Below are 20,209 nucleotides of genomic sequence, written 5' to 3'. Positions count from 1 at the left end.
GGAAACTAGTTAGTCTTATCAATAGCTATGAAATTTTTTATTACAGTCATTGTCTCTTTAATTTGGTGTTTGCCAGCAATTGCTCAATCTCCTGTTAGCAACGCAAAAACAGAAACGCAAAAATATCTTCTTGAATATGACCCAAATATATTACGTATAGAAGGCAATTCGTTGCCTATAGGTATTGTAGTCCTATCTGATAAGGCACAAAAATCACAAACTAAAGGTTTTTTAAAAGGTCTTGATAATTGGTCGAAATATAAAATAGAAGTAGATAGTGGCAATTATTCAAATGGGAAAATTAAAATTAAAGGAAACAGAAAAATATATAAAAAAGGAGATTCACTAACGGTTAATGTTTACGCAAAAAAATGGTTTTTAGGTGGGAAAGAAAAGTGGTTATTTATGCAGAAAATACCATATAATTATGAAACAAGCATCAATATTTTAACCGCAGGGAATTTTTCTAAAGCACCTGGTGACCATGTCCATTTTGGTATACGAAAATACTTTGATAACAAGATGTTTATTGACAAATGGGCTCCGGTCAGGAAAAATTTAAAAGATTTTGTTTTTCTGTTTAATGGTGTTCATATTTCAAAATCAAAGGATGATTTAAAAATTGATAATGATCCAACTAAAATTAAAAACAATAAAATACAGTTAATAACTCTATTAGCTAAAAACACCGCTATAACTGATACGCTTAATGTTTTACTCGATTATGTTGCCAACTATCAGTTCAATACACAATCGGGCAGAACGGGGCATGATTTAAATGTTATGGCAGATATTTTTTATGAGCCGGTTATCAATGCTCAATTGTTAAAAATTAAGATACAAAATCAGACTACAAATCAAATCTATAATTATTGGATAAATACAAATGGAGGTTCGATTGCTATTTCAAGTAAAAGTGCAAATGGAAGTGACGGTTTAAATGGCTCGGACGGTTCTTCGGGCACTCAAGGCTCCCCTGGCACAGTTTCGACTAGTGTAGAAACAAAAACTAATAGTGATGGAACAATTACCACTACTACCAACATAGTAACTGGTCAGGGTGGCGATGGTGGAAATGGCCAGGATGGCGGAAACGGCCAGGACGGCGATGCAGGTGGTAACGGCGGAAACATTACTATTAATTATTCTCCCGGTGTTACCCCCTATCTAAACCTGATTCAAGCATCCAGCATTCCGGGTAGAGGTGGGGCCGGAGGCAAGGCCGGCAAAGGTGGCGCAGGTGGAAATGGAGGCGTTGGAAACCCGAATGGGAATAATGGTTCAAATGGCCGGGATGGTCGTAACGGTTTCGATGGTTATAATGGGCGGAAGGGAAATGTGACTTTTAAAATAATTAATTAGATAGGATAAAACTGAAACTGATAGTATCTGCTCCTGATTTTCATAAAGAAAGATCAGGAACGCTTAATAATACATCTTTACCTTTAAGTTTCGCCGGACAGATCAATTTGATTAGTCGTTCAGCAAGCCCAATTTTTTCTCCAGATCACCTAAGGAAATTTTACCAAAGGCAAAATCAATTTCTAACAATGTTCCTTGTTCTTTTTTCGTTAAAGGCCTGTTCTCTATGAGCTCCATTAACTCATTCTCGCTGGCAAGTGGTGCCAGAATATTTTTCTTTTCGAAAAATGATTCGAAATACCGGATTCCAAACCTGCGCTGCGATACTGCATCAAAATGAAGTCCGTCTGCGTTAGCTGTTAATCCATTTGCTGTTACAAAATAACAGTCCGGCTTTGTTTCAGCGAATTTCTGAAGGGCATAATTAACCTGGTTATATTCAGTAAAATATTTACCGTATCTGCCACCGCTTAAAAAGTCGCCAAGACCACCTGTAATAAAAGGAATATCTGGTGCGTCAAGCTCGCTGCGAAATGCATCAATGATAATACTCAGCTTATCGTAATAAAGAGCAGAAAGCCCACCGAAACTATCATTTTCTCCCTGATGCCATAAGATACCACATAATTTACTGTTCCTTAAGGCAAGTTTTGCCTGAAATACAGCGTTTTCAAAGAGTGCGCCCCCAACTGCCCAATCATTCAGGCTCGTACCTCCGTCAGCACATGGTATCAAACCTATTTCTTCCTGATCATTTTTTAATCTCCAGGCACCTGCAAATGATGCGGCAAGTCCTATACCAGATGTGGGCCTGTCAAAATTAATTGGTTCTGTCATCGTTTGCCAGCGGCCGTTCACCAGCATTTTGATCTTTTCATCATAGATCTGCTTAACATCATTCAAATATCCCCGCCCCGCCATATTTGACTGGCCTATCATCAAAAAGGAATTTATCATATTTTTTATATTTATACTGTCTGTTAGTAGAACAACTATTTTTTCAAAGCCTTCAGTGCAAGTTTAAAAGTGGCCCATATAAGCTCTTCACTGATCTGAAATGAAGCACCAGTTATACTTCTCCCTTGTTGGTGAAAGCGCATTAAAGTATATAACGGACCAAATGCAACTGACCAGTAAACATCAATGGGCAAGTCATCCATTTCACCCCGCATTACAGTATTACTAATAAAACGCCCCATATTTTCTTTGAACTTATTTAAGAATGCGCCTGTACTGCTTGTGAACATTTCAAGGAATTGCTGATGGTAAGATGAACTGCTGATCTGATCAAAAAACTGCCCAAGCAGAGGGTTTTTCATCATATAGTCGAAACGGTTGCGCCATTGAATCCGCAAACCGTCTTCCAATGAAGCATCCGGATCGAAATCTTTATTTATTGCGTCTTCCATTCTTGCCCCCTCTTCCAACACGATCTTTAAAATAAGGTCGTCCTTATCTTTGTAATAAACGTAAGGTGTTCCTACCGAAACACCACAAGCTTTCGCAAGTTTATTAATAGTAAAGCCTTCCAAACCGTGTTTTACGATGATTTCTATAGCTTTTTCCTTTACTAATTGCTCTTTATTAATATCTCTGATCCGCATAATCTAATAATCGCTCAAAACTAAATGATTATTCATTTAATTACAAATCCTTTTGATTTTAATTTAAGCAGAATTGTAAAGTCAATATTTTATTCATGATAAGAACGGATCGTGCCGGAGTAAAACTTAATTATCTATGGGAAATTTCCTGTCAATTATTGTATATTAGTTTTATCGCACAAATTAAACTTAAATCTTATGAAGTATTCAATTGACATTAAATCAGTTATGATCGGCCTTTTTATCGCAACAGTATTATTCGGCGCTTTTAGTTTCAAACAAGAAGGATCTGAACCAGTTGGGAGATATCAAACCTCTGTAGGAGAAAAGGGGGTGGTTATTTTAGACACAAAAACGGGTGCATATATTACCAACCCGTATGTTACTAACAATGGATGGAGCAAGGGTAACTTTTCTCATACTTCTGAGATAGTTAAAGATACGAAAGACAAAAATCTTTAATCAGAGCAGATCGTCATCATCTTACACCAGGATAATTTTTCAATGACTTGCAGTAAACATCTTAAACCCGGAAACAATATATTATGAAACCACATTTTTATTTTTGTTTTATAGTACTGGCAGTACTATTAACAAGTGCAACTACGAAAAAAGAAAAAACGCATGAAACTCCAAAAATGACGATTCAAAGTCAAGCAAGAGTAAGTACGTCTGCTACACTTACAAGAAAACTAGCATTTTCAGGAATAACTGTACCAGTTGAAAGGGCAACAATTAAAAATTTGAATACCGGACAAATTGCTGTTACAAATAATGGTGGTCAGTCAACTTTGGATTTGAGCGTTGGCGATCAAATAAGCATTAGTGTTCCTAAAAATACGATATTGGATGCTGGAGGACAAAGTAGCCTCCTGGTAACATGGACAAGTGGACAGCCGATTAACAAAACGATTGTAATCTCTATAACAGATATAGCAAGCAATCAGGCATGGTCTGGTACAGCCACTTTAAATTAAATACTACCTGATTAACCCGGTGAAAAATCACTGCTGAAATACTTAGAGTTTAAGTTATTTTAGCAGTGATTTTCTTTTTAAATGATATTACTCATTTCAAATAATGTTTCTGTGAATAATTATCCCATTTTTTTATCAATTGACAATTGTAAAGCGCCATTTTATATTCAGCTTTGCAAAATCAAAAGGCGCGACATTTTATCTTCGTACAATGAGTTTAAACAAACAGACAACATTACCATCCCAGACACCTGTCTATGGTTGGACAATAGTAGTAACCAGCCTGGCTTTTGTCGTTGCACAGCTCGATGTTTCAATTGTAAACATTGCACTACCACAAATTGCTGACACTTATAAAGTAGATATCAATATTTTGCAGTGGATAGTGGATGGCTATACGCTTGCCTTTGCTGTCCTGATGTTATCTGCTGGAAACTTAAGTGATCTTTTTGGAGCCCAACGTCTCTTTCAGATTGGCATGATCATTTTCGGGATTTCATCTGTAGCTTGTGGATTAGCTAACAGTCCATTTCTCCTGATTGCTGCGAGGGTGTTTCAGGGTGTTGGTGCAGCAACGATGATCCCTAGTTCATTGGCTATTTTGAATCAAACCTTTGCCGACACACCAAACAAAAGAGCCAAAGCTATTGGGTTGTGGACAGCAGCAGGAAGTGCCGCTATTGCAGCAGGGCCTATAGTTGGTGGAATACTCATTAAGCTTAGCAACTGGCGTTTTATATTTTTCATCAATGCTCCTATATGCCTTGCGGGCATCCTGCTTACTTTTTTTCTTAAAAAACAAGCCAAACCAACCCTTGTTAAAAAATTTGATATACTGGGACAAGTTGCCTGGATGCTTTCCATTACGCTACTGATCGCAGCAGTGATTGAGTGGTCTAAACTAGGCTTTACCCACCCGTTAATTTATGGAAGCCTGTTACTTGGTGGAATATCCTTTATTGCTTTCCTGATCATTGAAAATAAGGTAAGCCATCCAATGTTGCCATTGAGCCTTTTTAATTCAGTTTCTTTCAATGTTTTGTTAGGTTTAGGTGCAGTGCTCAACGGCTTTTATTATGGCACGGTGTTCATCCTTAGCCTCTATTTACAAAACATATTACACTATCCCCCACTTACAGCCGGTCTCGCATTTTTACCATTAACGGCCGGATTTGTGATCTCCAATCTATTGAGCGGCAATATCATTAATCGTTATGGTTTGCGTACGCCTATTCTGATAGGGCTAACGCTTTTTGCATTTGGATTTTCAGGTCTGTTTACAGCCAGCATGCACACCTCTTTCTGGCAATTATCAATTCCATTCCTTCTTATTTCTTTAGGTATGGGGCTTGCTGTTCCTGCAATGACCACTGGTATTCTTTCCAGTGTTGACAAAACACTTTCAGGAACTGCCTCAGCAGCATTGAATACGGTTAGGCAAGCCGCAGGTGCAATTGGAGTAGCTGTTTTTGGCGCTATTGCAGCAAATGGCGGAACTGCAATTTTACATACTATAACAGTAAGTATTATAGCTGCTATTGTGTGTACAATCGTTACTATTGTTCTCAGTCAGAAATACCTTAAAAAAGGTGTCTGGTGAAACTAGTTTACATCTTTAAAACTAGTTTCACTAACAACTTAATAACACTTTCCTTATTTAAAGGAAGCACAGTACCTACAATGGTATAACCTTCTGCATAGGGTACAAGCAAACTTACTACCTCTCCGGGTTGTTTAGAGAATGCGGCAATGAGATCTACCATCCAGGTACAGTAATTTTTATAATAGGTTTCGACAGCTTGTTTAAGCTCATCATTTCTTGATGACAAGGCCCATATCTCCTGAAACATCATGGTTTGATTATTTGACTTACCATTTAGCAGCAGTAAATTCAATAGTTTCTCTAAAAACACTTCAATTGAAGGAGTACTTTCGGCCTTTAACACGTTCAAGGTATGTGTTACTTCCTCTTTGCAGGATTGAAAATATTGTTCTACTGTTGCTATTAATAGCAAATCCTTATCTCTATAATAATACTGTAGATTACTTAATGAAAGATTTGCAGCTTTTGCAACTTTCCTCATAGAAAGCTGATCTGCTCCTTCTTCACTAAGAATATTTATGGTTGCTAATATAATTTGATTTAACCTCTCCTCTTTTTTATCCATTTGTCATTCAAAAATAAAGAAAAATAATAGTACATCCATCATATAGGTCACATGACCTATATTTACTTCCGTAGGTCATGTGACCTATGTGATATATTAAAATAATCTTATGGAATTACACAAAAAACGTATCTTAATTGTTGGCGGTTATGGACTTGTAGGAACAAACATTGCGCGTCTGATCAGGAAAGAATATAAATCCATTGAATTAATTCTTGCTGGTAGAAATCCTCAAAATGGAGAAGTGTTAGCCAGAGAGTTGACCAATGCAGAAACTGCTTACCTTAATTTGGAAGATGGTTTTGAGCTGAGCCTTTATGGGACGGTAGACCTTATGATCATAGCAGTGGAGGATTATAAGAATATTTTGCGGGAAACGGCGATCTCAAATGGAATTGCTTGTATCACTATTACTGAGCTGGCGGAGGACATTTCCCCAACCATATTTCTTTCGTTGCATAAAACTGTTTCCTCCCCTATTGTTTTGGCGGCGCATTGGCAGGCAGGAATAATTACCCTCGTTGCTAAACAACTAGCAGCCAGATTCAGCGAAATAAATAGTGTGGATACTGCTGGATTATATGACGAACTGGATCCTGTCGGCCCACTGGTAGCGAGTCAGGTTGATAGTTTCGTTGGCAGGGCATTGTTGCGTCAAGATGGGAACTGGCAGTTTGCAGACGCAAAGGAGAATGCCAGAACAATTCGTTTACATGATGATTCATCAATTACTGGTTACCCTATGAGTACTCTTGATGTGCCAAGTATTGCTGCTTTTACAAATGCTCAAAATGTTCGCTTTGATTTCATTACAGGAAAATCCATAGGTAGTAAAAATGGGTCAGTAGCTTCTCATGATCTATATATTGATATTGAAGGCGTCTTGATATCTGGAGAAAAAACTAAAATGCGGACAATAATTTCTGATCCCAAAGGAGTATCTCATTTAACTGCCATTGGTGTATTTCTAATAATGGAAGGGATATTTGGCTTAGGCGGTCAATCTGTCCCGCAGAAAGGTGGTATATATCTTCCTGAAACTATTGTATCAACAGCTAATTTAATGAGCCGTTTAGCAGAGTTTGGTCTTAATATTACAGAAGAGAATTTTAATTAAAATTAATAAAAAACAATAACCCCTCTCTAAGTATTTTAAAGAGGGGTTATATACTTAGCCTGCTAAGATCTCCGGCAAATACCTTTTTTAGATGTTGCTAAACAGTTATAATAAACCACCTGCAACGGTAATTCTTTCACCAGTAACCCAGCCAGCATCGTCTGAGGCCAGAAAAACTGCTACTTTGGCAATATCTATGGGCAGTCCAATCCGTCCTAATGGGGTCAAAGCAAGAAATTGTTTTTCCATCTCACTACCAGGTCTCCCATCTGCTGTGGAACCTTCTGATTCTGTCATACCGGGAGCTATGGTATTGACTCTTATATTTCTTGCCCCAAGTTCTTTAGCCAGTGTTTTCGCCAAACTATCAACAGCAGCTTTGACAGCGCAATAAATCAATGTGCCTGGTATTGGATTCAAACTTATAGTGGAACTTAAGTTAATAATGCTTCCTCCGCTTTCACCAAACATAGCTGCGGCTTGTTGTGCACAAAACATATGTGCCATCAGACCTGTACTAATCTGTAAATGAAAGGTTTCTTCACTAATATCCTCTAACTTTTCATACCTCCATACGCTTGCATTATTGACTAAAATATCTAACCTGCCATAAGCTTTTTTAGTCTCCTCAAAGAGTCTTTTTATATCGGCAATCTTTGAAATATCTGCCTGCACCGCGATAGCTGTTCCTCCATTTTGGGTAATCTCTTCGACAACTTTATCTGCTGATTCTTTGCTGGATGAATAATTTACCACTACTTTGGCACCTTCTCTTGCATATTCTTTAGCAATCCCGGCGCCGATTCCTTTGGACGATCCGGTAATGACCGCCACTTTATTTTTTAGTTTCATATATTTTAATTGATTTATAATTGACCTCCAGAAACCTGAATTCTTTCTCCAGTCACCCATCCAGCGTCATCTGATGCTAAGAAAACAGCAACTTTGGCAATGTCAACAGGCTGTGCTATCCTGCCTAGCGGAATTTGTGCAAGAAGTTGCGCTTCCCACTCTCCTCCAATAAACCCCTGTTCATGGGCTCCTTCTGTTTCGGTTATACCAGGCGATATTGTATTGACTCTTATCTTTTTTGGCCCCAGCTCTTTCGCAAGTACTTTGGTTACATTATCTATGGCTGCCTTTGTTGCCGCATAAATTAGTGTACCAGGCATAGGGTTTGTACTTACAGTAGAGCTAATGTTAATAATATTACCTCCGCCTTTTCCCATAACCTCAGCAGCTTTTTGTGCACAAAGGATAGCGCCTATTAAATTGGTATTGATATTAGCCTGTAAAAGTTCTGCTGTAATAGCTTCCAGCATAACAATATCATAAATACCAGCATTATTGACCAGGATATCTACTTTCTCAAACGCTAGTATGGCTTCATTAAATAGTCTTTCAACATCTGTCGTTTTTGATACATCAGCCTGAACAGTAATTGCTTTACCACCAAGCGCCACAATTTCGTCTACAACTTTCATAGCTCTTATTTTGTCTTTAGCATAATTTACAATCACCTTCGCTCCTGCTAAGGCATATGCTTTGGCGATACCAGCGCCAATTCCTTTTGATGCCCCGGTTACTATAGCAACTTTGTCTTTTAATTTCAATGTCATTTGATTAAACTTTAGTAGGTTACAAAAGTATATTGTATATATCTTTGCAGAAAGTACCTACTTTTTTGTAGCCTAGCTACCAAAAAGTAAGTATGTTGATTATCAGTATATTAATATTACAAATATGGCAAAGATGACAAGGAAATGTTCTGATTCACCAACTTGTTCAGTTGATTATGCGTTTAGAAGAATTGGCGGCAAATATAAAGGCAGGATTTTATGGTCTTTAAATGAACATAAAATTATACGCTTTGGAGAGTTAGGAAGAATTTTAGCAGATGTGACAACCAAAATGCTAACACAAACCCTAAGGGAATTGGAAAAAGATGATTTAATTATCCGAAAAGTCTATCACCAGGTACCGCCTATGGTGGAATATTCTTTGTCGGAAACTGGATTGGAACTTATTCCATTTATAACCTACTTAAAGGAATGGGGAGATAAGAAAATTGAAAAAGGGAAAAATATAATTAAGTAAACTCACAATTCATGTTTCTTTGTCAGTTTGTATCTCAAGACATCTGCTTTGTATAAATCTTCTGCCCAATGAACTTCAACATCCAGTGATGAATTTGCTGGTCCATTATCGCCAATTGGGTTGCCTGGGCATCTGTTTTCGCCTGCGAAAAAGCCATTAAGTGATTAGTAGTTGAAGTTCACCAACGGGTAAAGGATTTAGTAGATAAATAAACCGATAAAGCCCTTAAAACCATATTTTTTAAACAAAAAATATCTATAGTATACGAGTAGAAAGAATTAATTTAGTGCATGTTCTTATATCGTATAACAAATAGGAAAAATGCGGCTGACCTCTCCGGTCTCGGCGCAAGCCTTTATGGAGGCCGTTGGAATAACCCAGGCAATTCCGTAATATACACTGCCGATACCATAGCATTAGCAACGTTAGAACAATTGGTTCATAAAGTTGATTACATTCCAAACAGAGACTTTGTACTGACTACAATCGAAATACCAGATCATGTCAAAACAGATATACTTTCCGAAAATCACCTTCCAGACGGATGGAGAAGCTATCCGCCTCCAAAAGCACTTCAAATTTTAGGAGATCAATGGATTTCAGACAAGGCATCCCTGGCTTTAAAAGTACCCAGTGCAATAATCGATTATGAGTTTAACTTTTTAATCAACCCGGCCCACCCTGATTTTAAATATCTGAAGATTGTTTCTATCACAGATTTTTCTTTCGATCCAAAGGTAAAAACAAAGGAACGGAAGGAAGAATTGCGTTCATTTAATGTTGATCAGAAGGAAATAGTCAGAGAAAGAATAATCAGTGAAAATGAAACATTACTGGCCAGCACCAGACCTGTAAATTTCAGTTTTGATATCTTTATTTCTCATGCCAGCGAGGATAAGGAAACTCTCGTAAATCCTATTGTAGAACAAATGAAAATCTACGGTTTAAAATACTGGTATGATATAGAACAAATTAGATTGGGCGACCGCATTACCAGAAAAATAAATCACGGGTTGAAGAATTCGAGGTTTATTTTTGCAGTGTTGACTACTACCTTTATAAAAAAACCCTGGGCGATGCAGGAAATTGAATCTGCATTAAATAAAGAAACTGACAGTGGATCCACATTTGTATTTCCAATGTTAGCAGGAACCTACAATGAACGTCAGGAGATCTTAGATCATATAAATCTGTTAAGAGACAAATTACATATTGTCTGGAATAATAATCCGGAAGAAATAGTAAAAAAAATCATTCAGGCTATAGCAGTACAATAATATTCTGCATTAATGGGGTGTATAGCCAATACGTTTTTATAAAAAAAGAGCTACCTCACGGTAGCTCTTAAAAATAGATTTTCGGGAAAATTATTTAATTTCTATTTGACGGCTTATTGTCTTTGCTTCTTCTCTTTTTGGAATATCAATGGTTAAAATGCCGTCGTTATAAGTTGCCTGAATGCCATTTTCATTAGCGCTTTCAGGTAAGGTAAATGAGCGGACAAAAGAGCTATAGCTATATTCACGCTTAGAAAAATTTCTTTCTTCCTGTTTTTCTTCTTTACGTTTCTCCACAGAAATGTTCAATACATTCCTTTCAAGATTCAATTTGAAATCTTCCTTTTTAAGGCCAGGGGCCGCTATTTCAACATGATAGTTATCTTTTGTTTCACTGATATTAGCTGCGGGTACGCGGCTAATCATACGGTCAGTAAAAAAAGTATCATTGAATACGGAATCAAATACATCACTAAAGCCTGGCATTAATGAGTTTCTCTTGTTTTCTGGATTAAATTTAACCAATGTCATGGGTTTTTCCTCCTTAATTTGATTTAATGATTAAAACTTTAATTAATTAAACGTTATGAACTTGTGTTCGATAAAATTATCGCAACTGAAATGCCAAATGCATTTTTGCCTGTACAAGCTGAAAAAATTACAAAATCACTGAATATTTTTCAGTTTCTGACTGTCAAATATTCAGAAAGCAATCCAATAAAGGGATTATTATACCAAGATTTCCTATTAATATAGCTGTCTTAAATTCTCTTTAAAAAAATAAAAACTTTTGTAAGGTTCGCCAGATCTCCCCGACCAATGGGCAGACAAAACACAATTATAACACATGAACCCAAAACACAAAATTTAAAGATGAAATGGCCCTGGTAACGGGCAGAACTAAAGGAATTGAAAAGCTATTGCCGACAGATTGGCTCGGGCATCGGGTTCTGTGATCGAAACCTGTTGTCTTTTTGCAACTTTATTATTTGGAGCGTTAAGCGCTCATGCAGATGTTCCTTCGAATCGTATTGTCTACATAGATTTTATTATGAATTCACCTGGTGACCACAGTGGGTCGAGTATGCAATCCCGATATGCACAGTTGATCAGTGAGATACGGGCCGCGACTGTTCACATTTTCCGGCAAAACGTCCTGGCAACACAAGGCACAAGCAATCCGGGAATAATCCGGGTAAGATTTATCAGTGGTGCAACACAAATGTTGCTTTGGATATCGCCACAGGATCTTTACGTCCGTGGATTTACCAATACTCACGGACAAACTTTCGAGTTCGAGGATCGGGAATATGACTTATCACGACAATTGATAGATTTACAGTATCAGGCCGGAACAATCAGGACACTGAACTTCGGAAGTAACTATAACCAGCTGAGAGAGGCTGCGGGTCGGACAAGAAGCCCGACCCCACTGAATTACAATTCATTCTGGAATACCTTTTGGGGTAATAATCCGCACCGATAATACTAAACAAACTACTTATAAAGGATGGCCGCTTTATTATTATTCCGGTGATAGCAAAAAAGGTGATGGTATACTCAAAACATGGTTTGTATCAACACCAGTTTATAAATTAATGTTTGCTATGTAAGAACCTTTATCGGTTTGTGGCCTGCCAACAAAACTGTAGCAAGGCAATAAAAAAAAGACACTCCGGGCCAGAGCGTTTTTTTTTTAAACTCATTGATATCATTATTAATCCGGATACATCATATTATAATAATCCTTAATAGTTATAACCTTAGGATCAGTACTATTCTCCATCCTTGTCCCTCTTTTTACAAAGATAAAATTGGTAGTAAAAAACTTCTTATTTTTCTGATCACCCGAGATTCCCTGATACATAAAAATCCATGCATTAAGCGTGGGTACATCCCAAAAAAAAGATTCTCCATTTCCTTTTGAGTCTCTCTGCTGGTAATTTGGATATGTCTTTTTTAAATAGTCTACAATTGACTTCGTTTCTTCCTGATTAACAGAAGTATATTTAAATCCTAAATAATTTGGTTTATCCTTACCGGCAACAAACAAGGACAGATTATTATAATCTGCAAGGTTTCCATCAGGAAAAGAATAGGTGCTAAGTTTAACTCCACCTAGTGCATAATTATCTGGTTTATTTGTAGTGTAATTTCTCAATCCAAGATCAGGATCCTGATCCTTTTTCAATTGCTTATCTCGATGGACAATTTTTAATACATTTTCATCAAATTTCAATGCTAAAAGATTAGTTTTTGTCTGTGATTCACACGACATAAAAGTGATTCCTATCCAGAGTAACAAGAAATATTTCATAGAATTATTTTTTAATTAATACCTTTTTTGTAATCATATCCAATTTAAACTGTTGTTTACTTGATTAAGCGTTCTTAAATATAATATTTTTACTTTTAACGCATGATGAGAATAACTACACTACTTCTTTTTTCTTTGCTTACACATAACCTGTCTGCACAGCAAAAGAATGGTCTAAAGGTGATTAATTCCCTGAAAGTCTATAAAAACACCTGTGCACGGGATCCAAACCAGGAGTTGATAGAACTCAGGAAAATGATTCCCGATTTGGTCCTGGACATTCGGTACGCAACAGCAAACAATTTCATGAAACAGGTTATGTATCCCCAGGCACGGGCTTTTGCCAGAAAACCAGTTGCAGAACAGCTAAAAAAAGTTCAGGCAGAACTTCGCAAAAAAGGGTATGGATTAAAAATTTATGATGCTTACCGTCCTTACGCAATCACGGTTTCTTTTTATAAAAAGGCTTCTGATAAAAGTTTTGTAGCCAATCCGGCAAAGGGTTCCAAACACAACCGTGGTTGTGCAGTAGATCTCACCCTGATTGATTTCAAAACAAAGAAAGAAGTCCCGATGCCTACTCCGTATGACAGTTTTGCCCCGGAGGCTGCCGCAGCTTACCGAAAATTACCACCTGCTGTGCTCCGCAACCGGGATTTTCTGATCCGAACGATGCAGGCACATGGTTTCAGGGTTATCAAAAACGAATGGTGGCACTACGATTTTATAGGGTGGCAGAATTATGCGCTGATGGATATTCCCTTCAAAAGTCTTTAAGATAGTCCTGCATTTAATTAAAAGAAGGCCTGAACTCCTTCGGCAATATAAGTTAAACTGGCTGATTTAACCAGCTGAATTTATCTAAATCTCCGTTTAGTTTAGCCAAAACAAGCTTATCAAAGGGAACTATAGTGTTATATTTCCCTTTGATAAGCTTATTTAGACCGGCTAAAAAAACTTAGTCTTCCTGCTGATAAATAGCAGCAAAGTTCTCCGCAAATTCTGTAAGTTTAACTTTGCCCAAAACAGGCCGGTTGCGGTAATAGTCTTCGTACAATTTACCACTGCCCTGACTGGCTTGCATTTCAATAAAGCCCCGGGCAATCTGAGGATTAAACCCGACGCTTAACCAGGAATTTAAAAGCTGTTCATCTGAAATGACCTTCCATTGCAAATCAGGCTTTCCGATCGCTTTTCCAAGCACCCCGGCAATTTCATCAGGCGATATCTCCTCGCTGGCAATATAACGCATAGTTCTTCCCTCAAAAGGCAACTCCACCTCCTCTGCAATCACCGCAGCAATGTCTAAAGGGGAAACCCATGGTTCTTTTTGATCACCACCGTAATTAGAGATGATAGTACCTTTGTTTTTGATAGTTGAAATGAAGGAGAACATATTAGTATAGAAACCCACCGGACGTAAAGTTTTAATGGACACTTCAGCTGGCAGTTGCTTCAAGATATTTTCCACATGATGATGAAATACTAAAAAGCCGTTACCTTTATCCATGTGCGCGCCAATACTACTGAGGTGGATTACCTTTTTCACTCCTGATTGTTCAATAGCCTCTTTATAATTACGGCCGATCTGACTAATGATACCAATAAAATCAATTTCCTTCTCAGAAGTGTCACCACCAGCGGCATCCAGTGTTTCCATGAGATATACAATATCTGCGCCTTGAAAGGTTTTGACAAGAAAAGAAGCGTCCTGCATGGAGCCGATTGCTGCCTGAGCACCAAGTGCTTCAATTGCCGGTTGTCGTTCTGCATGACTACTGATGACTATTACGGTATGACCGTGTTGTATTAAAGTCTGGGTAAGAGGTTTTCCAATGTTCCCTATGGAACCTGTAAGTACAATGTTCATAATTTTTCTATTTTGCTGATACAAAGTTCTGAAGCAACGCAATTGAAAAAATAACCAAATACCAAATTGTTGTAGCCAAATGGCCGGGTCAGTGCTTATAAATTGTTAGCCCTTGTAATTCAGATTAAATCCGTCTTTCCCAGAACAGCTCCTTTGCCCAACGCTGTTCCATATAGTAATACTGTTTTCGCAGGTTAAGGTAGTTGTCAAAAATTGCCTTTAAATCTTCCTGATAGGTTCTGATATAGCTGTCATCACCATCACTGCTAAAGAAATGTTCGATGGCCCGTGCAGCATTACAGGCTGAAGAAACTGCAAAACCAATCCCCATTGAAGAAATCGGATCAAATGCTGCTGCTGCATCCCCAATGGCCAGAAAATTATTCTTTACAGAAGAATCGGTAAGCTGAGAAAAAGCATTTCTCACCCAGAGCTGTTCATCTGCAATAGTATTTTGAATTCTTTTTCCGATGTGCTTCGTCTCTAAGAGCAGTTTGTTCCAGTTTCCGGGCTTTTGCAATTGCTGAGTTTTGATAATATCTGCATCTGTAAACAACGTAACCACCAGCCGGTCGCCAGGTAAAGTCGCACTATACCACCATCCATGCTTTACAGTTTCCAGAAATATCTCCTGAGGCAGTATTTTAGGTTCCCTGAAACGCAGGAATGCGCCTATCCCCACCAATTGGTCGTACTTGATTACCTTTAGGTTTAACATTCTGCACAGGTGTCCCTGTCTGCCACTTGCATCGATTAAAAATTTGGTACGAATCGTAAAATTGCCCTTGGTTTGATGTTTCATTTGCAGTTCCCAGGAGTCATTTTCCAGTTGTTCTATCTGTATGCATTTAGTTCTCGGAAAGATTTTACCTCCCCTGTTTGTGACTTCAGACAGCATCAGCAGATCAAACTTTTCACGATCCAGCTGAAAGCTTTTGCTTTCTGGGTTATGAATAGAACTCCTTGAAGTAATTACTTCATTTCCCCAGGCAGCCAGACTGTTGTACCCTTCGATAAAGCTATCTGCTTCAAAGTCATCTTTCTCAATTTCCAGGTAGCTGAGTAATTTAAAGAGACTGGCATCCACATGTTCACCCACCCTGCTTACGTCAAATGCGGTGTTATCTGTTAAAATTACACTTAATGAAGAATGCTGTAAAATGCTTAAAGCAGCGGAGGTCCCCGAAGGGCCTCCGCCAACTATAAGTACATCAGTATTGAAGATATCAGCCATATTTATCTCCTGTTTCTTGAACCTGAACGCGGGAATCCTAAGCCAGCAGCCGAAATTCTGATCGGTTTAAAGTTCCTTTGATCCAGATAGTCGGCCAGTCTTCTGCCTCTTCTCCCCCTTCTTCTGATCAGGGCCCTGTTCTGCTCAATGAAATAAACAGGAATGGTAGTGGCATCGTCTTCAGGATTTCCGCTGATTTCACCTACCGGAACATCTCTGAAACTAAACAATACATTGTCTCTTTCTGTCTCTACAATATAAGGATAGCCTTTCTGACCTGGGTTCTGATCACGGATAAACCCCAGGGAAAACCAGTTTTCTACCATTTGCACGAAGCTGTTTACGCCTCTCTGGTAGTTTACCTGTGTCCCTGCCGGATTATGAGCTTCTGCCTGCGCTTCTTCAGTAAGGTCACCAATCAGCACATCCCATGGGCTTTGAGGTGGCCACCAATAGGAATAATAGGTTGGTGGTTTTGGTCTGGAATTTACTTTATTGATAGTAGGATCGGTAAAATTAATGTATTGAAAGGTACATTGAAGGAAATCCGCCTGCCATGGGCAAGCCATCCTTTTAGTGAGATCTCCAGGTTCACATCCTCCACCTTCACATTCATCCCGTGATGGAGTTAAACCATGCAAATAATAATAATCTTCATTTTTATAATGACTGATCACATAAGGAGCGCTGTATACATTACTGTTTTGCATACTCCAGGTTACTTCTATACCCGGGCACATCGGTAATCCTACACAGTTACCTACACTTGCGGTATCGTGCGGATTGACTGGTATAGGTGCTGGACTAGGGTCATCAATAAAGAAACCTCTTGTCCATTGTTGCAGCAAGAAATACTGCGTATCATTCAACGCAAGAAATTTCTGGATATTCACTTCACTCACAGAGTTACTTCCTGAGCCTAATGGGATCTTAGGAAAATAATCAGTGCCCTGTGTTCTAAACAATTGTTGCTGCGATTGCTGATCGGGAGGCAATACAGGCGGAACTGCATCCGGCCTCCTGAAGTAGGCAAAATAATTTTGACGGTTAGCCAGGTTGGTGGAAGAGTTATTGGAGTAGTCAAAATTATTGGAAGCAAAAGCAGACATTGCCTGTATATTAGAAACCCACTGATAACGGCCAAGCCTGGTAATAACAGGCAGAATATCCCGCTTATATGCAGCCAGATAGTTAACATTATATTGACCATTACTGTAGAGCTGTGGCTCAAGGTTAAACTTTCTTACCCCAACATCATACATCGTATCACTCAGGTTGGAAATATTTACGATTTCAGGGGCAAAATCCGGCGATCCTATAATTACCCATGCAGTTAAATGTTGTGGGGGATCACCATTTCTAAAGTTAACTGTTGCATATACAGGGCCATCAGAAATATCATCATGCCAGGTATCAGAGCCTCCATAATTAATTAGTGGTTCATCTCCACCAGCATTTCCAAATCCACCTAATACTACCAGACGACCTGTATTATCAGTCCTGAGTTCTCCCAGCGTTCTGATCGGACTGCCGTAAGTAACCACATTTGGTGGATATTGTACAGGATAGCCTTCGGGTGCATCGGCTCTGTCAAAGCCAATAGAATCACGTATACCAGAAACTGTTCTTGGCCCGGGATCTACAATCAGCCTTTGTCTTGCATTTCCTGTTACACCGGCATTACGGAAAGGTACGCCCCTGTTTACATAGTTGTTTTGAGGTCCGTATAACAAGTTACCTTCGAGTTCACTAAACTGGTACCAGGCTGCTTTTTTGTTAGCAAGATGGACAGTCCATATAATCGATAATACATTCGGGCTATTTAAGGTCAGCTCCGCTCCGTCATCCTGATAAATCCTGAATAATTGACCCTGCCGCTTAACTAACCCTGTTTCGTCTTTAAAATTAACAATAGTCCCTGTAGCGTTCCCATAAAAGTCAGCTTCAAAAGGCAGCCCTCCGATCGTTTCCGGGGTAAGGCATATTTGCGTAGCGCTATTACCCAATCGGGCAACCCCTACAGATGGATGTATTTTCAAACTCATAATTCATCAATTTAAACTAAGGTTAAATTAAGAAATTTAAAGTTACATAAAGAGCTTTATTACAGATACTTATGTGTCATTTGTCACAAAATATACCTTAGTTACCCTATACAGGTCAGCTCATTTTACTGGAAGACAGGATGTGTCACGTGCCTTTTGGAACTACATACGTTGAAATTAACTTTTAACTAAAAAAACACTATTTTAGTAAGTATAACATAATCACTAAACATCATCAAAATGAAAAAATCACTTATCATCTTATTTACATTGGCCAGCTTTTATTCTTACGCACAAAGCAAAACAGCTTTAGATCAGAAACTTATTGGAAAATGGGAAGCTGTATCTAAGATAGAAACTGAAAAGACCGGTGGAACGGTCACAGACCTGGACAAGGATATATATAAAGCTGGTGAAAAGAGCTATGAGTTTACAAAAAATAATAAAGTAATCATAACTCAGGGATTTGGTAAGCATAAAGAAGAACTTCCTGCATGGACTCAGGGTAATAAGCTTTTTATCGGGAAGAACAATAAAAATAAAGATGCCTATACAATTACCTATACCCAGGGAAGAACTACTTTGCTCAAAACGGAGACTAAGACAAAAAAAGGTAAAACCATTATAGAGACTGAAGAGGTTATCCTTAAAAGATAAATTTAACAGTTATAAAATGTATAGAAAAAGGGTTATTAGTCGGAAAATAACCCTTTTTTGAAACGTTTAGTATTAGAACCTTTTTCCGATACCAAAACTAAATAACCATGGATCTATTTTGGTATTCGCAATTACAGTTGCACCACCGGCAACGCCTGGTATAGTAGTTACTGTGGCGTCTGTTCTTAGCCAGATTTTTTTCACATCTGCATTCAGGAATAAATTTTTGCCAATATCAAAATCACTACCAATCTGAGCAGCGAAAGCAAATTTATTTTTATAATCAGTGTTAGCTATGGCAGGTCCATTTTTAGCACCATAAAAAATGGTATAATTAATACCGGCACCTATATAGGGCAAAATACCTTTTGCAACTGGTGCATGGTACAAAAATGTTAAAGTTGGTGGTAATAACCATACCTTACCGATATTTACATCTCCCAAAGCAGTTTCTGTAGCTGTTATTTGATGACGGGTTGTACCCAGAATTAAATTTGCCGAGAAATTTTTAGTTAAAAAATAAGTAAAATCCAGCTCAGGAATTACTGTCGTACTAATATCTGCCGATCCTCCTATTGTACTGATAGCCGCACTGGCATCAGGGGCAACTACTGTTCCACGCAACCGTACACGCCACTCCCCTTTTTGTTGTGCTAAACCTGTCAATGTCGAACTTATTAAAAGCGCTAGTATCCATACTTTTTTCATAATGAAATCATTTAAATTATGATCAAAAGTATTCATGACTTTCCAGCCTCCACATGAGCTTAAACATTTTCATCCATGATCTTTATCATGAAAAAACAGTCTATTCTATCAGAATGATTAATCCAAACACCTAAGTCTAAAAGGATTCAAAACAATTGAAAATGAGCTATAGCATTAGCTTACAGAACCGCTGCATCTTCCTCATCGATCTGATAAGTATCAATTTCTGCTTTTTTTACACGTTCCTGGATCAGTCTATTATATTTTAATAAGATCTCATCGGGCGTATTTTCAGGTGTACTTATTTTAGCTCTGATCGCATTTTCCAGTGTAGACATGTAATAGTCTGAATACATTTCAAGCGTGTAGGTTACTGGCCCGTAAATCACATTCCCTTCTTTTACTGCCTTAATCCTTACTTTATTTACACTATCCAGCTCTTTTAAAAAATCTTCATATCCAATGTGCTCAATTAACCCCATTTCCCGTGCTATCATCTTTTTTACGACACTGACTACAATCGCATCTTTTGCCCGCCTCCGTAAAGCATTAACAGGAATATCTCCGCCAAAATTCATAGTCCAGAACCCGGGGCCAAATGTAGCCTTATATTTAATTTCAAAATCTCTGATGACCATCAGTTTCTCCTTTTCCATTTGTTGTTCAAACTGAGATAGACTAACCGGTTCACCATCTACAGTAAACACTACGCCTTTTGAAACAGGAGAACAGGAGAAACAAAGTAAAACAAGCAATGTATATAAAATCAATCTCAT

23 protein-coding genes are annotated in these 20,209 nt (G+C 38.1%); 11 read left to right on the top strand and 12 right to left on the bottom strand.

Translation table 11 applies throughout. The annotated features are described in order from the left end of the window. The first annotated feature begins 27 nt into the window (after positions 1-27). Complete coding sequence (locus HDE70_RS06745) at positions 28-1,362, top strand: hypothetical protein (RefSeq protein WP_183888933.1); 1,335 nt, start codon at positions 28-30, stop codon at positions 1,360-1,362. Between the two features lie 111 nt (positions 1,363-1,473). Here the strand turns inward: HDE70_RS06745 and HDE70_RS06740 are convergent, their stop codons facing one another. Beyond that, positions 1,474-2,319, bottom strand: coding sequence for a sialate O-acetylesterase (locus HDE70_RS06740; RefSeq protein ID WP_183888931.1), 846 nt, complete (start codon positions 2,317-2,319; stop codon positions 1,474-1,476). 35 nt (positions 2,320-2,354) lie between these two features. Further along, on the bottom strand, positions 2,355-2,966 hold the full coding sequence (locus HDE70_RS06735) for a TetR/AcrR family transcriptional regulator (protein ID WP_183888929.1): 612 nt from the start codon (positions 2,964-2,966) through the stop codon (positions 2,355-2,357). 198 nt (positions 2,967-3,164) lie between these two features. Here HDE70_RS06735 and HDE70_RS06730 point away from each other — a divergent pair, with 198 nt between their 5' ends. The 3 genes from HDE70_RS06730 to HDE70_RS06720 all read left to right on the top strand — a co-directional run bounded on the left by HDE70_RS06730 (position 3,165) and on the right by HDE70_RS06720 (position 5,543). Beyond that, entirely contained in the window at positions 3,165-3,428 is a 264-nt protein-coding gene (locus HDE70_RS06730) for a hypothetical protein (RefSeq protein ID WP_183868936.1), read from the top strand. An 83-nt stretch (positions 3,429-3,511) separates the two neighbouring features. Then, positions 3,512-3,943 (top strand): hypothetical protein, encoded by a 432-nt coding sequence (locus HDE70_RS06725; protein ID WP_183868938.1) that lies wholly within the window; start codon positions 3,512-3,514, stop codon positions 3,941-3,943. Positions 3,944-4,154: 211 nt separating this feature from the next. Then, the gene (locus HDE70_RS06720; protein ID WP_183888927.1) at positions 4,155-5,543 is read left to right on the top strand and encodes an MFS transporter; all 1,389 of its coding nucleotides are present in this window, start codon (positions 4,155-4,157) and stop codon (positions 5,541-5,543) included. A 7-nt stretch (positions 5,544-5,550) separates the two neighbouring features. On the opposite strand, the gene HDE70_RS06715 is transcribed toward HDE70_RS06720, so the two are convergent. Next, positions 5,551-6,111: a TetR/AcrR family transcriptional regulator gene (locus tag HDE70_RS06715; RefSeq protein WP_183868942.1), complete on the bottom strand. Its 561-nt coding sequence runs from the start codon at positions 6,109-6,111 to the stop codon at positions 5,551-5,553. A gap of 109 nt (positions 6,112-6,220) precedes the next feature. Here HDE70_RS06715 and HDE70_RS06710 point away from each other — a divergent pair, with 109 nt between their 5' ends. After that, positions 6,221-7,228 (top strand): hypothetical protein, encoded by a 1,008-nt coding sequence (locus tag HDE70_RS06710; RefSeq protein WP_183888925.1) that lies wholly within the window; start codon positions 6,221-6,223, stop codon positions 7,226-7,228. A 105-nt stretch (positions 7,229-7,333) separates the two neighbouring features. Here HDE70_RS06710 and HDE70_RS06705 read toward each other — a convergent pair whose 3' ends face one another. Next, positions 7,334-8,080: an SDR family NAD(P)-dependent oxidoreductase gene (locus tag HDE70_RS06705; RefSeq protein WP_183868946.1), complete on the bottom strand. Its 747-nt coding sequence runs from the start codon at positions 8,078-8,080 to the stop codon at positions 7,334-7,336. A 14-nt stretch (positions 8,081-8,094) separates the two neighbouring features. Then, positions 8,095-8,847, bottom strand: a complete 753-nt coding sequence (locus tag HDE70_RS06700; protein WP_183888923.1) for an SDR family NAD(P)-dependent oxidoreductase — start codon at positions 8,845-8,847, stop codon at positions 8,095-8,097. A 124-nt stretch (positions 8,848-8,971) separates the two neighbouring features. Between HDE70_RS06700 and HDE70_RS06695 the strand changes: the two genes are divergently transcribed. After that, on the top strand, positions 8,972-9,325 hold the full coding sequence (locus HDE70_RS06695; RefSeq protein WP_183888921.1) for a winged helix-turn-helix transcriptional regulator: 354 nt from the start codon (positions 8,972-8,974) through the stop codon (positions 9,323-9,325). A 290-nt stretch (positions 9,326-9,615) separates the two neighbouring features. Next, positions 9,616-10,602: an RES domain-containing protein gene (locus tag HDE70_RS06690; protein WP_183888918.1), complete on the top strand. Its 987-nt coding sequence runs from the start codon at positions 9,616-9,618 to the stop codon at positions 10,600-10,602. A 90-nt stretch (positions 10,603-10,692) separates the two neighbouring features. On the opposite strand, the gene HDE70_RS06685 is transcribed toward HDE70_RS06690, so the two are convergent. Next, positions 10,693-11,133 carry an Hsp20/alpha crystallin family protein gene (locus tag HDE70_RS06685; RefSeq protein ID WP_183888916.1) on the bottom strand — a complete coding sequence of 147 codons (441 nt, stop codon included), beginning with the start codon at positions 11,131-11,133 and terminating at the stop codon, positions 10,693-10,695. 520 nt (positions 11,134-11,653) lie between these two features. Between HDE70_RS06685 and HDE70_RS06680 the strand changes: the two genes are divergently transcribed. Together HDE70_RS06680 and HDE70_RS27430 are read left to right on the top strand one after the other, a co-directional pair. Further along, the gene (locus HDE70_RS06680) at positions 11,654-12,088 is read left to right on the top strand and encodes a ribosome-inactivating family protein (RefSeq protein WP_183888914.1); all 435 of its coding nucleotides are present in this window, start codon (positions 11,654-11,656) and stop codon (positions 12,086-12,088) included. Continuing rightward, positions 12,039-12,215, top strand: coding sequence for a hypothetical protein (locus HDE70_RS27430; protein ID WP_183890889.1), 177 nt, complete (start codon positions 12,039-12,041; stop codon positions 12,213-12,215). The genes HDE70_RS06680 and HDE70_RS27430 overlap by 50 nt, the downstream gene beginning before the upstream one ends. Positions 12,216-12,319: 104 nt before the next feature. Here HDE70_RS27430 and HDE70_RS06670 read toward each other — a convergent pair whose 3' ends face one another. Then, positions 12,320-12,919 carry a hypothetical protein gene (locus HDE70_RS06670; RefSeq protein WP_183888912.1) on the bottom strand — a complete coding sequence of 200 codons (600 nt, stop codon included), beginning with the start codon at positions 12,917-12,919 and terminating at the stop codon, positions 12,320-12,322. A 102-nt stretch (positions 12,920-13,021) separates the two neighbouring features. Here HDE70_RS06670 and HDE70_RS06665 point away from each other — a divergent pair, with 102 nt between their 5' ends. Further along, on the top strand, positions 13,022-13,696 hold the full coding sequence (locus HDE70_RS06665) for a M15 family metallopeptidase (RefSeq protein WP_260160027.1): 675 nt from the start codon (positions 13,022-13,024) through the stop codon (positions 13,694-13,696). Between the two features lie 181 nt (positions 13,697-13,877). On the opposite strand, the gene HDE70_RS06660 is transcribed toward HDE70_RS06665, so the two are convergent. The 3 genes from HDE70_RS06660 to lodA all read right to left on the bottom strand — a co-directional run bounded on the left by HDE70_RS06660 (position 13,878) and on the right by lodA (position 18,068). Continuing rightward, positions 13,878-14,789, bottom strand: coding sequence for an SDR family oxidoreductase (locus tag HDE70_RS06660; RefSeq protein ID WP_183888910.1), 912 nt, complete (start codon positions 14,787-14,789; stop codon positions 13,878-13,880). Between the two features lie 124 nt (positions 14,790-14,913). Beyond that, entirely contained in the window at positions 14,914-16,023 is a 1,110-nt protein-coding gene (lodB, locus tag HDE70_RS06655) for a lysine-epsilon-oxidase maturase LodB (RefSeq protein WP_183888908.1), read from the bottom strand. 2 nt (positions 16,024-16,025) lie between these two features. Then, complete coding sequence (gene lodA, locus HDE70_RS06650) at positions 16,026-18,068, bottom strand: CTQ-dependent lysine 6-oxidase LodA (RefSeq protein ID WP_183888906.1); 2,043 nt, start codon at positions 18,066-18,068, stop codon at positions 16,026-16,028. A gap of 240 nt (positions 18,069-18,308) precedes the next feature. Between lodA and HDE70_RS06645 the strand changes: the two genes are divergently transcribed. Then, positions 18,309-18,725, top strand: coding sequence for a hypothetical protein (locus tag HDE70_RS06645; protein WP_183888904.1), 417 nt, complete (start codon positions 18,309-18,311; stop codon positions 18,723-18,725). Positions 18,726-18,797: 72 nt separating this feature from the next. Here HDE70_RS06645 and HDE70_RS06640 read toward each other — a convergent pair whose 3' ends face one another. Together HDE70_RS06640 and HDE70_RS06635 are read right to left on the bottom strand one after the other, a co-directional pair. Beyond that, the gene (locus HDE70_RS06640) at positions 18,798-19,433 is read right to left on the bottom strand and encodes an OmpW/AlkL family protein (protein WP_183888902.1); all 636 of its coding nucleotides are present in this window, start codon (positions 19,431-19,433) and stop codon (positions 18,798-18,800) included. A 179-nt stretch (positions 19,434-19,612) separates the two neighbouring features. After that, positions 19,613-20,209: a hypothetical protein gene (locus tag HDE70_RS06635; protein WP_183888900.1), complete on the bottom strand. Its 597-nt coding sequence runs from the start codon at positions 20,207-20,209 to the stop codon at positions 19,613-19,615.

Origin of the sequence: Pedobacter cryoconitis (assembly GCF_014200595.1) — a bacterium.
Lineage (GTDB): Bacteria > Bacteroidota > Bacteroidia > Sphingobacteriales > Sphingobacteriaceae > Pedobacter > Pedobacter cryoconitis_C.
Note: the sequence above shows the minus strand (reverse complement) of the source record. Positions and strands in the feature narration are given on the sequence as shown.

What these genes read in the sequence shown, in the direction of transcription:
- HDE70_RS06745 (WP_183888933.1), top strand. Translation starts at nt 28, where the DNA reads ATGAAATTTTTTATTACAGTCATTGTCTCTTTAATTTGGTGTTTGCCA.
- HDE70_RS06740 (WP_183888931.1), bottom strand. Translation starts at nt 2,319, where the DNA reads ATGATAAATTCCTTTTTGATGATAGGCCAGTCAAATATGGCGGGGCGG.
- HDE70_RS06735 (WP_183888929.1), bottom strand. Translation starts at nt 2,966, where the DNA reads ATGCGGATCAGAGATATTAATAAAGAGCAATTAGTAAAGGAAAAAGCT.
- HDE70_RS06730 (WP_183868936.1), top strand. Translation starts at nt 3,165, where the DNA reads ATGAAGTATTCAATTGACATTAAATCAGTTATGATCGGCCTTTTTATC.
- HDE70_RS06725 (WP_183868938.1), top strand. Translation starts at nt 3,512, where the DNA reads ATGAAACCACATTTTTATTTTTGTTTTATAGTACTGGCAGTACTATTA.
- HDE70_RS06720 (WP_183888927.1), top strand. Translation starts at nt 4,155, where the DNA reads ATGAGTTTAAACAAACAGACAACATTACCATCCCAGACACCTGTCTAT.
- HDE70_RS06715 (WP_183868942.1), bottom strand. Translation starts at nt 6,111, where the DNA reads ATGGATAAAAAAGAGGAGAGGTTAAATCAAATTATATTAGCAACCATA.
- HDE70_RS06710 (WP_183888925.1), top strand. Translation starts at nt 6,221, where the DNA reads ATGGAATTACACAAAAAACGTATCTTAATTGTTGGCGGTTATGGACTT.
- HDE70_RS06705 (WP_183868946.1), bottom strand. Translation starts at nt 8,080, where the DNA reads ATGAAACTAAAAAATAAAGTGGCGGTCATTACCGGATCGTCCAAAGGA.
- HDE70_RS06700 (WP_183888923.1), bottom strand. Translation starts at nt 8,847, where the DNA reads ATGACATTGAAATTAAAAGACAAAGTTGCTATAGTAACCGGGGCATCA.
- HDE70_RS06695 (WP_183888921.1), top strand. Translation starts at nt 8,972, where the DNA reads ATGGCAAAGATGACAAGGAAATGTTCTGATTCACCAACTTGTTCAGTT.
- HDE70_RS06690 (WP_183888918.1), top strand. Translation starts at nt 9,616, where the DNA reads ATGTTCTTATATCGTATAACAAATAGGAAAAATGCGGCTGACCTCTCC.
- HDE70_RS06685 (WP_183888916.1), bottom strand. Translation starts at nt 11,133, where the DNA reads ATGACATTGGTTAAATTTAATCCAGAAAACAAGAGAAACTCATTAATG.
- HDE70_RS06680 (WP_183888914.1), top strand. Translation starts at nt 11,654, where the DNA reads ATGAATTCACCTGGTGACCACAGTGGGTCGAGTATGCAATCCCGATAT.
- HDE70_RS06670 (WP_183888912.1), bottom strand. Translation starts at nt 12,919, where the DNA reads ATGAAATATTTCTTGTTACTCTGGATAGGAATCACTTTTATGTCGTGT.
- HDE70_RS06665 (WP_260160027.1), top strand. Translation starts at nt 13,022, where the DNA reads ATGATGAGAATAACTACACTACTTCTTTTTTCTTTGCTTACACATAAC.
- HDE70_RS06660 (WP_183888910.1), bottom strand. Translation starts at nt 14,789, where the DNA reads ATGAACATTGTACTTACAGGTTCCATAGGGAACATTGGAAAACCTCTT.
- lodB (WP_183888908.1), bottom strand. Translation starts at nt 16,023, where the DNA reads ATGGCTGATATCTTCAATACTGATGTACTTATAGTTGGCGGAGGCCCT.
- lodA (WP_183888906.1), bottom strand. Translation starts at nt 18,068, where the DNA reads ATGAGTTTGAAAATACATCCATCTGTAGGGGTTGCCCGATTGGGTAAT.
- HDE70_RS06645 (WP_183888904.1), top strand. Translation starts at nt 18,309, where the DNA reads ATGAAAAAATCACTTATCATCTTATTTACATTGGCCAGCTTTTATTCT.
- HDE70_RS06640 (WP_183888902.1), bottom strand. Translation starts at nt 19,433, where the DNA reads ATGAAAAAAGTATGGATACTAGCGCTTTTAATAAGTTCGACATTGACA.
- HDE70_RS06635 (WP_183888900.1), bottom strand. Translation starts at nt 20,209, where the DNA reads ATGAGATTGATTTTATATACATTGCTTGTTTTACTTTGTTTCTCCTGT.